This is a genomic window from Paenibacillus sp. FSL K6-1096 (genome assembly GCF_037977055.1).
Classification (GTDB): domain Bacteria; phylum Bacillota; class Bacilli; order Paenibacillales; family Paenibacillaceae; genus Paenibacillus_AQ.
This window is the reverse complement of record NZ_CP150274.1, coordinates 1,328,682-1,344,255: the sequence shown is the minus strand read 5'-3', so window position 1 is coordinate 1,344,255 and position 15,574 is coordinate 1,328,682. Positions and strand designations below refer to the sequence as shown.

The following is a 15,574-nucleotide window of genomic DNA, read 5'->3' as shown; positions in this document are numbered from 1 at the left end:
AAATGGCATTGGTAACAAGCCGAGGGGCACACAAGTCCACTCGGGGAGGGATCAGCTGCCGGGTACGCCTGCAATCACGCATGTCAGGGAAGCGCGGGCGGGGTGGAGCGGGACTATTTTTCAAAGCCATAATCTCTTTCCACCTTGCACACTCTTGTCTTATAAGACTGATACCATTCCCCGATCCCTCTGCGCTGGGCGACCAGATGCCGCTCGTTCTGCTTCCATTGCCGTATGGCTTCGGGAGAATCCCAGTAGGATACCGTAATCCCCACGCCTTCCCTGGCACTCTCCATGCCGAGGAATCCAGGCTGGGCGGCGGCAAGCTGCACCATTTCTTCTGCCATGTCCGCATATTGTTGGTCACCGTCTGTTCGTTCAGAGGTGAAAATCACTGCATAATAAGGTGGTGCGGGGGTGTTGGCAATCCTGCTCATAGTAGTTCCTCCAGTCGGTAATGAATACCCTAATATACTACATCTATAGTGAATCTGTTGTATAGGGGCAGGGCGGTTCAGGCGGCAGTGCATGGATAGTTATGGCGAGGTGCTGTAATTCAGGCAGCGGGACCTGAAGACACATTTGCGGATGGGGCGGATATGCGTTAGAGTTTGATAGAAAAGACAGGAAGGGAGTATACAGATATGCCATTTGCAGGACAAGAACTGATCGAAGAAGTCCGGGCCACCAAGGTACCCTATGGCTGTGTAGCCGTCTGGTTCCTGGGACAAGCCAGTGTCATTGTTAAAGGGGCGGAGGTGACGGTCTATATCGATCCTTATGTATCGCCGAATCCGGACCGCACCTTCCCGCCGCCGGTTGGACCGGGGGAGATTAATAATATGGAGGTCTGTCTGATCACCCATGACCATTCGGATCATCTGGATGAAGAGGCGCTGCCTGTGCTGGCTGGACTGAATCCGGGTGCGCAGTTCATGGCTCCGGCCGTCTGCCTGGAGCGGCTGCAGGAGCTGGGAATCGGCAAGGAGCGACTGGCGGCTGCCCTGCCCGGCCAGGCGGCAGAGCCTGCGCACGGGCTGAAGGTATATCCGGTGGCAGCGGCGCATGAAGAGCTGGAGCGTGATGAACAGGGCAACCCCAAGTATGTCGGCTACATTCTGGAGCTGAACGGGGTGACGCTGTATCATGCCGGAGACACCGTGCTGTTCCCTGAGCTGGTTGAAGAGATGGGCAGCCGGACCATCGATCTGGCGCTCTTGCCGATCAACGGCCGCGACTATTACCGGAACCGCCGCCACATTGTCGGCAATATGAATTACCGGGAAGCGGCAGAGTTCGCGGCCACCAGCGGCTTCGAGACCGTCGTTCCGCTGCACTACGACCTGTTCGCCGGGAACGCCGAGAATCCGGGCTACTTCGTAGACTACCTGTACCGCCACTTCCCTGAGCAGAAGTTCCATATGATGGCGAGAGCGGAACGGTTCGTGTACGTGTCGCCGCAGGCCTTTAAGTCATAAGAGCCCGTCCCGGTGGCGTCACCTTAGCCATCCAACAAAGCCCCGGCCCGATTGGGTCCGGGGCTTTGTTCTGGCGCAGGGGGAGCGGGCGGGATGTGTGTGGAAAACCGATTGCATTGGGCAGGTGCGGGGGCGTGAGAGGAATGTAGGTGGAAACCCGATTACAATGGGCAGATGGGTGCGGCGGGCGTATGGGGGATGTAATCGAAAAACCGATTACATCGGGCCGGACGTGGATGCGTGGGGGGATGTAATCGAAAAACCGATTACAATGGGACTGGCGGCAGCTCTTAGACCTAATGTAATCGAAAAACAGAACATATTTGGCAGGTATGCGGTGCGTGGGCCAGATGTATGCGAAAAACCGAACATATTTGGCAGGTATGCGGTGCGTGGGCCGGATGTATGCGAAAAACCGAACACATTGGTTAGGTATGCGGTGTGTGGGCCAGATGTATGCGAAAAACCGAACACATTGGTTAGGTACGAGGGTGCGTGGACGGGATGAGGAGCACTAGTGCACCAGAATCCACCAAAACGGCCCACTCAAGCCAATGAGGGGCATTTCTGCCCCTCGTAATCCCTCATGATACCGGATGCCGCCATATATGGGCGAGCACTCCAGATTCTATAGCTCGTTGTACAGACTCCGCAGGAACTGCGCGCTGTCCCGCAGCCCCTCCTCAGGGGTGCTCTCCAGCAGCCCCTGGATATGCGGCCGCTTATATTTCATATAGCTGAGCAGCGGCGCGAAATTCATCAGCCCCTGGCCAGCAGGAACGATCTCGATCCTGCCGTCCTGTATCGTAAAGTCCTTCAGATGCAGCACAGCGATCCGGTTGCCCAGCAGCTCCAGCGCTTCTGCTACAATCTGCTCCTGCTGCAGATAGTTCTCCGGCGTCATCAGATTGGCGACATCCAGTATGATCTGCAGGTTGCCCGATGCCACTTCATCCAGCAGCCGTCTGACCAGCTTCGCCGAATAAAGCGGATGGTTGACGCCTGCCTCGATGCCGACTGTGACCCCAAAGCGCTCAGCCTCGGCCACCATGGCCTTCACCGACTCTACGACTTGTCCAAAAGCCTCTTCCGTGAAATTATCCTCCGTATATCCGTCCCCGACACTGCCTGTCTCTGTGCCGACCAGGCTTGCCCCGAAGTCACGGGCCAGCCGCAGATGCGTCTTGAACTCGTTCAGCGCCTGCGTGCGCTTGGAAGGATCTGGGTCGATGATGTTCACATAACAGCCGAGCACGGCAATCTTAATCCCCGCCTGTCTGAAGGCATCGCCATAGTACGCAGCTGCGCCGGGACTAAGTGCACACAGCTCCGTCACACTCTCCGGAAAAGACTTGTGCAAGGCAAACTGAATCGCCGGGAAGCCGTGCGCCCGCAGCTTGCCGATCAGCTCCGGCAGCGGACAGTGGTTGAAGTCATGGGCGCGCACGCCCAGATTAAATGGAACGGTCATAGTGAAAACCTCCTTGAGTTAAGGCTCATTCATAGCTTGATCCGCAGATACGGATGCAATGCAGTAAGCACCGCACACCGCGCGACCGCCTCCGCCACCAGCGCGGCAATCCGCCGCGCCCCGGCGGTGCAGAAATGCGTGTTATCCGCTATGCCGTCCGGATAGTTAGGCCGCTCTCCCGGGGCCAGATGCAGGAACAGCTCCCTTGAGGCCTCGACACCCAAATCCCGGTAGAGCCGCTGGGAGGATGCGAACAGATCGAGCAGCGGCGTTCCGGTCTCTGCGGCCACCTCCCGCATCACCTGCGGGTAGAGGCCGACCGCCTGCGGGTCAGGCTCCCCGTCCGCGGTGAAGCGGCGGCGGCTCACGGAGGTGAGCAGCACAGGGAACATGCAACGTCTGCGGGCAGAATCAATGAACACCTTCAGATTCCGGCGGTAGTCCGTCTGCGGGTCCGTGTAACGGGCCGGGTCTTCAAGCTTCTGGTCATTATGGCCGAACTGGATCAGCAGGAAGTCTCCGGCCAGGCAGTCCCGCTCAATATCCGCAAGCCTGCCCTCGGCCAGGAAGGAGCGGGTGCTCCGGCCGTTGACCGCCCGGTTCTCGATCCGCAGCTCCGGACTGACATATTCATGCAGGAATTCGCCCCATCCGGCCATCGGCCATTCCCCGCCGCCCTTGCGGGCAGCGGTAGAATCTCCGGCGATATAAAGAGTCGGCATTTTCCGTATCCTCCGCTAGACGGTAAGCCCGGCGGCTTCGCTGCCGGCGGTCTCGAATCCGAAATAGCGGGCCGCATTGTTGTAGGCGATATCCTCGACCATGGAGCCAAGGAGCTCCAGGTCATCCGGTGCCTCGCCGCGGTCAGCAAGTTCACCGAGCAGCCCGCACAGCACCCGGCGGAAATATTCATGCCGGGTATAGGAGAGGAAGCTGCGGGAATCCGTCAGCATCCCGACGAAGTTGCCCAGCAGGCTGCCTTCGGCAAGTGTGGTCAGCTGCTGGCGCATTCCGCTGTACGTATCATTGTACCACCAGCCGGAGCCAAGCTGCAGCTTGCCCGGGGTATCCTTCTGGTAACAGCCCAGCAGAGCCAGCAGGGCAGGGTAATCGCCGGGATTCAGCGAGTACAGAATCGTCTTCGGCAGCCCGCTGCCGCTCTCGGCCCGGTCCAGCAGCCGTGACAGCGCGGCGGCCAGCGGCAGATCGTTGATGCCGTCGTAGCCGGTATCCGGCCCAAGCCGCCGGAACATCGGCGTGTTGTTGTTGCGGAAGGCATGGAGATGAAGCTGCATGGTCCAGCCCTTGTCATGATAGAAGCCGATCAGCGCCGTCAGCAGCTCGGTGCGGTAGACGGTGACCTCCTGCGGGGACAGCTCTGCGCCCTGCAGTCTTTTGGCATAGATGGCCTCAACCGCTTCGGGTTCACCCGCCTCATAACGCAGCACATCCAGCGCATGGTCCGACAGGCGGCAGCCGTTCTCATGGAAGAATTCTACGCGGCCCTGGAGCGCCTCAAGCAGCGCGGCATAGGTCTGAACCGGCCGGCCTGCAGCCTGCTCCAGCTTGCTGATCCAGTCTGCGAAGCCCTCAGCATCAATATTCAGCGCCTTGTCGGGGCGGAAGGTCGGGAACACACGGAAGGCCGTCTCACTGCCCCTCAGCAGCTGGTGGTATTCCAGGGAGTCAGCCGGATCATCGGTGGTGCAGATCACCTTGACCCCGGACCGGCGGATCAGGCCGCGCCGGGTGAAGCCGGACTCCGCCAGCCTCTGGTTCACCTTCTCCCAGATCGCCGGAGCAGAGGCCTCGTTCAGCGGCTCATCCACTCCGAAGAAGCGGCGGAGCTCCAGATGGGTCCAGCTGTACAGCGGATTGCCGACAGTCTTGGGAAGCGTGCGGGCCCAGGCCAGGAACTTGTCATAATCGGAGGCATCCCCGGTAATATGCGATTCAGGCACCCCGTTTGCCCGCATCAGCCGCCACTTGTAGTGGTCGCCGTAGAGCCAGGCAGCGGTCAGATTCTGGAACGGCTGATCCTCATAGATTTCGCGCGGGTCCAGATGACAGTGGTAGTCGATAATAGGCATCGTTTTGGCGTGATTATGGTAGAGCTTCTGTGCTGTTTCGCCGGATAACATGAAGTTCTCGTTTAGAAACATGGATAGGATCTCCCTCTAAAATATAAGAATTTATAGGTTTCACACGATAACTTATCCTTCTATTTCTCGCTGAAATGGAACCGTCCTTTAAAAGGACGGTAAAGGCGTTTCCACTTGTATGAATTAGGATAAGGCCTATAAGGTAACGCCAGTTTTGAAAATAGCCAGCTCACGCACTTCATTCTGCTCATTCCGGGTCTTCTTGCCGCTTGCGACATCGATGATATAAGTGATGAATTCCTCCAGCACCTGCTCCATCGGCGTTTCCAGCAGAGGACCGGCGTTGAAGTCCATCCAGTGGCCTTTTTTGGCAAAAAGCTCATTATTGGTCGCCACCTTCACCGTAGGCACGAAGCTGCCGAACGGCGTGCCGCGCCCGGTGGTGAACAGCACCAGCTGGCAGTCCGAAGCGGCGAGCGCAGAGGCGGCCACCAGATCGTTGCCGGGAGCCTGGAGGAGGCTCAGCCCTTTTTTGCGCAGCTTGACGCCATAATCCAGGACATCCACCACCGGCGACGTTCCGGCCTTCTGGGTACAGCCGAGTGATTTGTCCTCCAGTGTACTGATGCCGCCGGCCTTGTTGCCGGGGGAAGGGTTCTCATACACAGGCTCGCCGTAGGACAGGAAATACTGCTTGAAGTTGTTGATCAGCGAGACGATGTCCTCATACACCTCGCGGCTTTCGGCGCGGGCCATGAGCATTTTCTCGGCACCGAACATTTCCGGCACCTCGGTCAGCACCGATGTTCCGCCCTGGGAGATAATGAAGTCGGAGAATGCGCCCAGCAGCGGATTGGCCGTAATACCGGAGAACCCGTCAGAGCCGCCGCACTTCAGACCGATGTTCAGCTCGCTGAGCGGCACCGGCTCGCGCACATCATCCTTGGCGGCTTCGTACAGCTCATCCAGCAGGAACAGACCGGCCTCCAGCTCATTGCCCACCTCCTGGGCCACCAGGAATTTGACCCGTGATTCGTCATAATCGCCCAGCATGCTGCGGAACTCGGAGACAATGTTGTTCTCGCAGCCGAGGCCGAAGACGAGCACGCCGCCCGCATTGGGGTGATTCACCGCGTCGAGCAGAATGCTGCGGGTCATGCGGTGGTCATCGCCAAGCTGGGAGCACCCGTAAGGATGCTTCAGCACCGTCAGGTTGTCGAAGCCGCCGAGATCGGGATGCTCCGCCTTGAATTCCTGGATCATCTGCTCGGCAATGCCATTCACACAGCCGACGGTCGGAATAATGAACAGGTCATTGCGGATGCCGACCTTGCCGTTTGCCCTCCGGTAGCCCTGAAAGGTCAGATCGCGGCGGGGATAAGTCACCTGATGCACATCCGGCACATACTCGTATTCTTCTTCCCCGGACAGGTTGGTCTTGATATTGTGCGTATGAATCCAGTCGCCTGCGGCAATCGGTTCCGTGGCATGGCCGATGGGATATCCGTACTTGGTGATAACATCTTCTGTGCTGAAGTCCGTCAGCGCAATCTTGTGGCCCTGCGGAATATCCTGGGCAGCCTTAACCGCAAGTCCGTCCACTGTCAGCTCTTCGCCGGCGGTAATCGGACGCAGGGCTACAGCCACCGTATCCCTCGGGTTCATTTTCATTAAGTTCTTCATGTTGTCCCTCCTAAAATAATAGTTTATCGTTCAGCCGACAAGCTGCTGCAATGCTGCGCGGGAGCCTTCCCGTTCAAGCTGCTGCAGATGGGCGGCAATGGCGGCCGGCAAGCCCGGCAGCAGGGTCAGATCCTGGCCCCACAGGCTGGTGTCGGCCAGAATGGTATTCACGAAGCTGTCCGGCCGGCTCCAGGCCTGGTCGAACGCGGCCAGCACCTCGGCGCTGTCCTGCCGGGCGATGCGGTCTCCCCGGTAGGCGAGCAGCAGGGCGGCTAGAGCCAGGGTGATCCGCTCCGGCAATCTGCCGCGTTCCTCCTGGTAGCGGAGCATCACCGGGAGCAGGCGGGCTTTGAATTTGGAGATGCTGTTGAGCAGGATGGAAGTCAGCTCATGACGGATGAACGGATTGCGGAACCGCTCCTGCACGGCACCGGCGTAAGACAGCAGCGCATCCGCAGGCAGATCCAGCATCGGAATCAGCTCTTCTTCAATTAACACCTTCACATAACGGGAGAACGCCCCGTCATTCATTACATCCTCAACGGTCGTAAGGCCTGCCAGCAGGCCCAGCGGAACCATGGCGGTATGCGGCCCGTTCAGCAGATGCACCTTGCGCTCGCGGTATGGCGTCATATCAGGGGTAACCACAACATTCAATCCCGCCTTGGCCAGCGGCAGCCGCTCGGCAAGGGATTCCGGCCCTTCAATTACCCAGAAAAGAAACGGCTCAGCAGTCACCATAACCTTGTCGGTATACCCCAGCTCCGCTTCGAGCTGAGCGGCCTGCCCGCGCGGGTAGCCCGGCACAATGCGGTCCACCAGACTGCAGCAGAAGGTGTTCTCGGACTTCAGCCATTGCAGGAAGCCTTCGCCGAGGTTCCAGTCAGCCGCATAACGCTCCACAATCTCCTGCAGCTTCTCGCCGTTGCGGTCAATCAGCTCGCAGGGAATAATGACGAAGCCCTTCTTGCCAAGCTCATACCGGCGGTGGAGCAGGACCGTCAGCTTGCCCGGGAAGCTGGCCGGAGGTGCGCCGTCCGCGCGGTCACCGGGAAGATAGGCAATGCCCGCTTCGGTGGTGTTCGAGGTAATGAACTCCAGGTCATCATTCTCCGCAAGGGCAAGATAAGCCTCATAATCGGCAAATGGGTTGATCACCCGGCTGACCGAGCTGATAATCTCGCGGGAATTCACCGTCTCATTATCCATGATGCCGTTAAGCAGCACGGTGTACAGATAATCCTGCTCGGCCATAAGGTCGGCAACTCCGCCGGTGTGCTGGGCGATCGGCTGGATGAGCACGGCGCTTCCGTTGAACAGGCCCTGATTGTTCATCTGCTGGAGCTGCCAGTCCACGAAAGCGCGCATGAAATTGCCTTCGCCGAATTGGATCATCCGTTCAGGATGCAGGGTCAGTTCCGGGTGAGTGCTTCTGGATAAGCGGTTTGTCATTGTGGTCATGATCTCCTTTGAAATACAGTGATAAATTGCACACGTTAACATTTTATTTTAAGCAAAATACGGAGCTTCCCGTTCCTCACAGGAATTCCGTATCTGCACAAAATAACGGCTTGGGTCTGAAGCCTGAGTCAGGGCGCACCAACCGTATCGCGTACGACCAGCGAGGTCTTGACGAACAGCTGCTGCGGCGGGGTCTCCGGCTGCTGCAGGAGCTGGATCAGCATGCTGGCCCCAAGCTCGCAGATCTCGGCAATCGGCTTGCGGACGGTGGTCAGTGCAGGGTTCGTGTACCGGGCAAACATAATATCGTCGAAGCCGATCAGCGAGATCTCCTCCGGCACACGGATCTTGCGGGCGTAGCAGGCATTCATGGCGCCGATCGCCATATCGTCATTGGAGCAGAAGACCGCCGTAGGACGTTCCGCAAGCTCCAGCAGCCTGCCCATTGCCTCATACCCGCTCTCAATGCTGTAATCTCCTGAGGCGAAGTAATCTGGATTCAGGCCGAGCCGGCCGGCAATCAGGCTGTCCATGAAGCCCTGCTTGCGCTCGCTGGAGGATTTGAAGCCGGACTTGCCCTCAATAATAGCCAGCCTGCGGTGTCCTTGCAGCGCGGCATAGTCAATCGCTTCCTTCACACCTTCGCGGTCGTTGGCGACAACGTTCATAATGCCGGGGTCCTCCAGCTGGCGGTTCAGCACAACGAGCGGAATGCCCATCTTCTTCACATGATAGATAAAAGCATTGTCTTCGTCACTCTGGCTCATCACCAGGATGCCGTCGAAGCGCTGGGGCAGGATGTTGCTGAAATGCTGCACACTGTCGATCCCGTTCACTGTCAGATTGTAGTTCTCGTCAAGGATATGCGTGATGCCCTTGATGGCATCCACCAGGAAGCTGGCGGACGTTCCCTGCTCGATGCTGGAGAAGAACAGCCCGATGGTGAAGGAACGCTTGGTGACCAGGCTCTTGGCGCTGTAATTCGGTACATAGTTCATTTCGGCGGCGATCCGTTCGATCCGCTCCCGGGTGGCCTTCTTGATCAGCGGATTGCCGTTCAGTGCCCGGGATACGGTCGTATGGGATACACCGGCAACGCGGGCAATATCCTTAATGGTAATCATAGCTTCGCTCCGGGTACATGGAATTGTTAACGATTTCAGTGTAGTTCGCGCACAGCGTCAAGTCAATAGTTATATGAAATGCACACGTTAAAAATTTATGGCGATCCATACCGGCAAGACCCGGGAGACGATCCCGGATCTGTGCATTATCAGGTATAGTGGCCTTAAAGCTTGGCCTTGCCGGTCACAACGGTCTCAGGGCTGGTTGCGCTGAAATTTCGTAATGTCGCGGGCGTAGTGCGAGGTCGTGCCGTCGAAGCGTTTCAGCCTCACGTAGTCATCGGAGAATTTCTCAACTACCCCTGACCCTACCTGTGTATACATTCCGTCAGGATCAAGCTGGAGCGCAGACACGAAGGTCTGTGATAAGGCGGCTACGAAGAAATCGATATTTTTGGCAAGTGTCTGTGGCAATGGTCTAAGTCCTTTCCGCGGATGGTCTGTCCGGGCAATTTACATCCTATTCTACGACAGGCAGGTCATTTTGAAAACAGGTTTTTGTTTGCAGAAAATCATCCGGCGAATATGACACAGGGTTGTCCGGTTCGGTATGGTATGCTGTTCTCACAAATCAGTATGAGCACAATCATCAGGAGGAATTGAGAGATGGCGGAACCGTTAAAAGCAATGTACAACAAGGAATTCCTGCGCGGCTTCGGCAAGAAGGTTCGGGCCGTCTATCCTTCGTTTGACCCGGAGCGCTTCACGGCTGATGTAATGAAGGAGTCTTGGGAGGCGCTTGAGCTTAAGGGCAGAATGCGGCGGATCACGGAGACCCTTGGAAGCCTCCTGCCCCAGCGTTACGAAGAAGCGCTGGACATTCTATATGCGATAGATGAGGATTGTGTGGGATTTCCTTATCTGTTCTTCCCTGATTTCGTGGAAGTGTTCGGCGGAAGGGAGGAGCACTGGGAGCTCTCGATGGCGGCGCTGGAGCGGTTCACGGCCAAATCCTCGGCCGAATTCGCCATCCGGCCGTTCCTGCTGCGTGATCCGCAGCGGGCAATGGCCCGGATGCTGCTCTGGGCGGAGCATCAAGACGAGCATGTGCGGCGGCTGGCCAGCGAAGGCTGCCGGCCCCGTCTGCCGTGGGGCCAGGCGCTGCCGATGTTCAAGCAGGACCCGTCCCCGGTGCTGCCGGTGCTGGAGAAGCTTAAGACCGACCCTTCGCTCTATGTAAGAAAAAGTGTGGCTAACAACCTGAACGATATTGCGAAGGATCACCCGGATATCGTGAAGGCGGCGGCCCGCCGCTGGATGGGCAGCAATGCCCATACGGACTGGATTGTGCGGCATGGCTGCCGCTCGCTGATCCGCAAGGCGGACCCGGAGATCATGGCGCTGTTCGGATATGCTCCAGAGGAGAGCGGGGACCCGCTGGTGTCCGCAGCGGTCCTTGACACAGATCCGGCCGGGCTGCACATCGGTGATAGCTGTGAGCTGAGGTATGCCCTTACTATCCGGGAGGGCGAGCCGGTGCGCATCCGTATCGAATACGGAATCGATTTCGTGAAGGCCAGGGGCCAGACCTCGCGCAAGCTGTTCCTGTTATCCGACAGAACCGTCCCTGGCGGCTCCAGGCTGACAGGCGCCCGCACCCACCGCTGGGCCGACTTGACCACGCGGAAGCACTACCCCGGTGAGCACCGGATCACGCTGCTGGTCAACGGGCGGGAGGTAGCGGGCACTTCACTGCTGCTTGAGCCGCAGCAATAACGCAAACACAACGAAGCGGATGTTCTCCGGCCGGTATACGGCCTGGGAGCATCCGCTTTTGATGTGCATTTTCTTCTAGACTAATCTTTAATGTTTCCGGCCATTTTGAGCCGCTTGGCAATCTCTTTGAATTCTTCCTCGGAGATTCCCGGTGCGAATTCTTCTTTGGATTCGGGGGCTTCAGGAATCGGTACACCCTTGGGCGCACCCTGAATGACCTCAAGCGGAAGCCCGTCCTCCGGGTGAGTGCCCTTCCAGATCTGGCCAATAGAGCCGAAATCCTTGTCGCTCCAGGTGTACAGCTTCGTATGAACGCCTTTCTCTTCATATTTGTGCGCTTCACTGAAGGCCTTGTTGCTCAGCGAAGGAATCGGCACGAGCTTAGTCACATTGACTCCCGTCGCCATCTCCAGCGCTTTGGCATAGGCCACCACATGAACACCCCCGCGGACAAGCAGGAAGCCGACAACGGCACGGGCTGCAGGGTGGTCAGTCATCTCGTAAACCTTCATCTTATGGGTTCTCGCTCCGCACTCCAGGAAGAAGTTATGCAGCAGATCCTCAACGAGATTACCGCTGTTGAACACATTCGCGCCAGTCCAGGGATTGCCCATAGAATCAAAAGGCATGGCTCCCTGGGCTCCGGCCAGGAAGTGGTAGGAGAGCCGCGCATCCTTGGCAGGCCCAAGCGGCGAGTCGTCCGGCTTCTTGTAATCCGTTGAGCCTCTTAGGCATTTGTTCACGGCATGGGAGACTAATTCAACATGGCCCAGCTCTTCTGCAGTGATGCTCATCACCAGATCGTAGAAGGGCTTCAGCTTCTCCTTGGACCGGAAATTAAAGGACTGATACAGGTAATTGTTAAGGGTTGACATTTCGCCGAATTTGCCGCCAAGCAGCTCTTGAACTGCGGCTGCAGCATTAGGGTCGGGTTTCTGGGTCTCTGGGATCTCAATCATAATCTCATCCATGCGTTTGAACAAAATGATCATCTCCTCAGCAATAGGTGTAAGTGCACTTGTCTATCTTGCACCTTTCTCCAGGTATTCAAACATCACGGCTCCGCCAGCCGGGTGTGCAGCCGCCGGTTATTCTCCGGCTGCTGTGCTGCCATCTCCAGCACGTAGCTTCTGGTTCCGCTCGCCGGGGCGGTCTGCCATAGCCGGTAGCCGTCCGTATCGAGTATAGCGGCCAGGCCGGTACTGGTCATGCCTGCGGTATAGAGCGCATTCAGCGCTCCGACCACATCAGCCATCTGCCCGAGCTGGGTATCGGAATATCCGGCGTAAGCCTTGTCTGAAGCGAGCCGGCTGAAGGTCCGCCCCGCCGAGCGTTTACGGAACTCCTGCTCACTGTAATCCTTGAAATGCAGTAACTTCGGATCGGTGATGCCCGCTGTGGCTGCCCACGGTTCCATCCCCAGTGTCGCCGTGCTGTAATCAAGCGTCCGGCCGGCAGAGGAATAGTGCAGGAGGCCGTATTGATGGGGATACACGGACAAGGCACTGCTGGCGATGTCATAGACCGGCTTGCCGTCGCGGGTGGCTTCACTGATATCCTGCATATGGATATGGCCGCTGAGCACGGTGCGGACACCGTTCTTCACAAGAGCATCCATAACCTCTGTGTGATCCTCCACGGTGAAGCCCTCCTGGATGAAGCTGCTGTGATTCATCAGGTTATGATGCATCACTGCTATGAGCTGTGCGCCATGCTCTGCCGCCATCCGGCCGCAGGCGCCGATCCATTCCAGCGTCCCGGCGCTGATTCTGCCTTTCAGCTCAGGGTGGCCGAGCGCCTTGTTGTCCTCATACTGCGCAGTGTCCAGCATGAGCAGCCACAGCTCATCCGACGGGGCGGCCAGATAGCTGAGCGAGTCCTTGTCTGTCAGCAGGGCTTCCCCGTAGCCGAAGCTGCTGTAGATCTTGCGGAATTCTCCGGCGGTAACGGAATCCACGGCATATTGCCTCCTCCCCTTGAACCTCCGGGCCCAGGGATTGCGGATATCGTGATTGCCGGGAATCACATAGACCCGGGTTCCCGTCTCCTGCTCAAGCTGCTTCAGCTGTCCGGCCAGCTCCTTGTGGCTGGCTTCTTCGCCGTTGTTGCTGAGATCTCCGCTGATGATCACAGCATCGGGCCTCCGCAGGGCGACGTCATAGCGGAGCGCCTCCAGCATCTCGCTGCTGTATTCCAGCTGCTTGCCGTCCCCCGCAGCCAGGAACTGGCGGAAGGCCGTCCCATCATCTCTTAGGCCGGGTGACAGATAATGGATATCGCTCGTAGTCAGAAGATTCAGATCATGGCCGGACCGGATACGGTATACCGGCCCTTCTCCAGCCTCATGCCCGCTGCAGGAGCCGAGTGACAGCAGGAGCAGCAGCAGGGGAAATAGGGCTGTCCTGCGGATAGTCATCATAGAGCACCACGGATTACTGCTTCACTTCGGTTACGCCGGTCACCTTGCCCTGGTCGGCTGCGGAGTAGGTGGCCTGATATTTGGCATCGGAGAAATAGACATTGCCCTCAATTGTTGCATTGACCACAGCGAAGCCGTCTGCCTCCACATAGACATCGCCGATGAAGGTGCCGCCCTGTATCCGGGTATTCTCGCTGCGGATCGTCAATTTGGGGGCGGTCAGCTTGAAGCTGTTTGTGATATTGTGGTCAGCGTCCTGGGTGTAGAGCGCGATTTTGCGGGCTGGCTTCTCCTTATTAATGAACTGTCCGTCCACTACCAGTTCCTCGCTGAAGGACAGATCGTTCAAGGTTGCGGCAATCCATGTGCCGTCCTTGCTGATCGCCTTCTTGAAGGCTTCCCCGTTATCTACTACCGAAGCCGATGTTACTGCATCCGGCGCTTGTGTGGCGGCAGCATTGCCCCCGTTGCCGGCAGACGTATTGTTATCGGCCGCCTTGTTGTTGTTGCCGCAACCGATGAGCAGAGTCAAGGTGAATACGGTTAGAATAGCTGCGATTTTTCTCATGTGAATAACCTCCCTCAGGTATGTGTTGCTGTTGATATGGATTTCCTTTAAAATTAATATAGAATGATTGGTGCAGAATTAATGTGAGCTTCTTCACACTGGGGTATAATATTTACCGGTCGTTCTATAAATGGTAAAATAGACCGCGAAAGGAGCATGAGCATGGCGAGAAGCAAGGAATTTGATATCGACGATGTATTGCTCAAGGCGATGAATATTTTCTGGCAGCAGGGCTATGAGAAAACCTCGATGCAGGATCTGGTCGCCGGCATGGGCATTCACAAGCGGAGCATGTACGATACTTTTGGCGACAAGCATACTTTATATATCAAAGCGCTGGAGCGCTTTGCCTCCATTCAGCGCTCAAGGCTGGAGGGCCGGATCGAAGGGGTAACCTCGGCTGCTGCTGCCATCCGCCTGCTGTTTGAGGCTACGATTCACCGCAGTGAAGCTGAGCCCAAGGGCTGCATGCTGGTCAATACGGCCGTTGAGCTGTCCAACCATGATGCTGAGGCTGCTGCCACAGCCAATGAAGCTTTTGAGAATACCGAAGCCTTGATAGAGCAGTTAGTCCGGCACGGACAGGCCGGCGGTGAAATCTCTACCCGGTATACTCCTGAGGCGCTGGCTGCGTCTCTGAATAATGCCCTGATCGGACTGAGAGTCATGGTCAAAACCGTCAAGGACAAAGACAAGCTAGAAATGATTGTGAACACCACGCTTGGAATGCTGGAGTAATGGTGTCCGTCATAGTATGAACGCGCCTGCAGGGATTTATCCAATAGATCATGCTTCATTATCGCTATGGTTTGAATTACAATATGATTTTGGGGCAGAAAGGAGCTGACTTGGTTGGCGAAGCAGAAATACTATGTAGTATGGGAAGGCAAGCAGCCCGGCGTCTACAGCACCTGGGCGGAATGCCAGGCGCAGACCGATCATTATACAGGAGCCAAGTATAAGTCCTATGAGAGCAAGGCCGCTGCGGAGGCTGCCTATAAGGCAGGCTGGAAGGGCAACTGGGGAACAGGGGCGGCATTCGCTGCTTCCGGCAGTTCCGGCCGGGCCAAGGGCAAGCCTGCGTATGCCCGGGGGCGGAGTGCCGCTGCGGAGACTGATGAAGAGATCGATTATGACAGCATCTCTGTCGATGTGGGGACCCGGGGCAATCCCGGGCCAGTGGAATACAAAGGGGTGGATACCCAGACCGGGGACGTGATCTTCTCCTGCGGTCCGATCCGCAAAGGCACGAATAACCTCGGCGAATTCCTGGCCATTGTCCATGCGCTGGCTCTATTGAAGAAGGAGGGCAGCAGCAAGACCGTCTACAGCGATTCCGTGAATGCAATGAAATGGGTGAAGCAGAAGAAGGTGGCTACGACGCTGCCGAGGGATGCTTCCACGGAGGAGATCTGGACGCTGATCGACCGGGCGGAGCACTGGCTGCGCACCCATACCTATGAGAACAAGGTGCTGAAATGGCAGACCAAGGCCTGGGGCGAGATCAAAGCGGACTACGGCCGCAAATAAGTTCCCTGATTAATGGTTAATA

The 15,574-nt window shown here is 57.3% G+C and carries 15 protein-coding genes; 4 read left to right on the top strand and 11 right to left on the bottom strand.

What is annotated here, in order from left to right:
• Positions 1-113: 113 nt before the first annotated feature.
• Complete coding sequence (locus tag MHI24_RS06165; RefSeq protein WP_340024697.1) at positions 114-437, bottom strand: antibiotic biosynthesis monooxygenase; 324 nt, start codon at positions 435-437, stop codon at positions 114-116.
• Between the two features lie 207 nt (positions 438-644).
• Here MHI24_RS06165 and MHI24_RS06160 point away from each other — a divergent pair, with 207 nt between their 5' ends.
• Positions 645-1,478, top strand: a complete 834-nt coding sequence (locus tag MHI24_RS06160) for an MBL fold metallo-hydrolase (RefSeq protein ID WP_340024696.1) — start codon at positions 645-647, stop codon at positions 1,476-1,478.
• A gap of 628 nt (positions 1,479-2,106) precedes the next feature.
• On the opposite strand, the gene MHI24_RS06155 is transcribed toward MHI24_RS06160, so the two are convergent.
• From MHI24_RS06155 to MHI24_RS06125, 7 genes are all read right to left on the bottom strand, one after another.
• Positions 2,107-2,949 (bottom strand): sugar phosphate isomerase/epimerase, encoded by an 843-nt coding sequence (locus MHI24_RS06155; protein ID WP_340024695.1) that lies wholly within the window; start codon positions 2,947-2,949, stop codon positions 2,107-2,109.
• A gap of 29 nt (positions 2,950-2,978) precedes the next feature.
• Positions 2,979-3,671 (bottom strand): rhamnogalacturonan acetylesterase, encoded by a 693-nt coding sequence (locus MHI24_RS06150; protein ID WP_340024694.1) that lies wholly within the window; start codon positions 3,669-3,671, stop codon positions 2,979-2,981.
• A gap of 15 nt (positions 3,672-3,686) precedes the next feature.
• Positions 3,687-5,111, bottom strand: coding sequence for a glucuronate isomerase (gene uxaC, locus MHI24_RS06145; protein WP_340024693.1), 1,425 nt, complete (start codon positions 5,109-5,111; stop codon positions 3,687-3,689).
• A gap of 135 nt (positions 5,112-5,246) precedes the next feature.
• Positions 5,247-6,734, bottom strand: a complete 1,488-nt coding sequence (locus MHI24_RS06140) for an altronate dehydratase family protein (RefSeq protein ID WP_340024692.1) — start codon at positions 6,732-6,734, stop codon at positions 5,247-5,249.
• A 30-nt stretch (positions 6,735-6,764) separates the two neighbouring features.
• On the bottom strand, positions 6,765-8,186 hold the full coding sequence (locus MHI24_RS06135; protein ID WP_340024691.1) for a tagaturonate reductase: 1,422 nt from the start codon (positions 8,184-8,186) through the stop codon (positions 6,765-6,767).
• Positions 8,187-8,323: 137 nt separating this feature from the next.
• Complete coding sequence (locus MHI24_RS06130) at positions 8,324-9,319, bottom strand: LacI family DNA-binding transcriptional regulator (RefSeq protein WP_340024690.1); 996 nt, start codon at positions 9,317-9,319, stop codon at positions 8,324-8,326.
• 195 nt (positions 9,320-9,514) lie between these two features.
• Positions 9,515-9,733 (bottom strand): hypothetical protein, encoded by a 219-nt coding sequence (locus MHI24_RS06125; RefSeq protein ID WP_340024689.1) that lies wholly within the window; start codon positions 9,731-9,733, stop codon positions 9,515-9,517.
• A 192-nt stretch (positions 9,734-9,925) separates the two neighbouring features.
• Between MHI24_RS06125 and MHI24_RS06120 the strand changes: the two genes are divergently transcribed.
• Positions 9,926-11,035, top strand: coding sequence for a DNA alkylation repair protein (locus tag MHI24_RS06120; protein ID WP_340024688.1), 1,110 nt, complete (start codon positions 9,926-9,928; stop codon positions 11,033-11,035).
• An 80-nt stretch (positions 11,036-11,115) separates the two neighbouring features.
• Here the strand turns inward: MHI24_RS06120 and MHI24_RS06115 are convergent, their stop codons facing one another.
• The 3 genes from MHI24_RS06115 to MHI24_RS06105 all read right to left on the bottom strand — a co-directional run bounded on the left by MHI24_RS06115 (position 11,116) and on the right by MHI24_RS06105 (position 14,022).
• Positions 11,116-12,018, bottom strand: a complete 903-nt coding sequence (locus MHI24_RS06115) for a manganese catalase family protein (RefSeq protein WP_340024687.1) — start codon at positions 12,016-12,018, stop codon at positions 11,116-11,118.
• Positions 12,019-12,089: 71 nt separating this feature from the next.
• On the bottom strand, positions 12,090-13,454 hold the full coding sequence (locus tag MHI24_RS06110; protein ID WP_340024686.1) for a metallophosphoesterase: 1,365 nt from the start codon (positions 13,452-13,454) through the stop codon (positions 12,090-12,092).
• Between the two features lie 13 nt (positions 13,455-13,467).
• On the bottom strand, positions 13,468-14,022 hold the full coding sequence (locus tag MHI24_RS06105) for a hypothetical protein (protein ID WP_340024685.1): 555 nt from the start codon (positions 14,020-14,022) through the stop codon (positions 13,468-13,470).
• A 162-nt stretch (positions 14,023-14,184) separates the two neighbouring features.
• Here MHI24_RS06105 and MHI24_RS06100 point away from each other — a divergent pair, with 162 nt between their 5' ends.
• On the top strand, positions 14,185-14,760 hold the full coding sequence (locus tag MHI24_RS06100; protein ID WP_340024684.1) for a TetR/AcrR family transcriptional regulator: 576 nt from the start codon (positions 14,185-14,187) through the stop codon (positions 14,758-14,760).
• A 114-nt stretch (positions 14,761-14,874) separates the two neighbouring features.
• The gene (locus MHI24_RS06095; RefSeq protein ID WP_340024683.1) at positions 14,875-15,552 is read left to right on the top strand and encodes a ribonuclease H family protein; all 678 of its coding nucleotides are present in this window, start codon (positions 14,875-14,877) and stop codon (positions 15,550-15,552) included.
• The last annotated feature ends 22 nt before the right edge of the window (positions 15,553-15,574 follow it).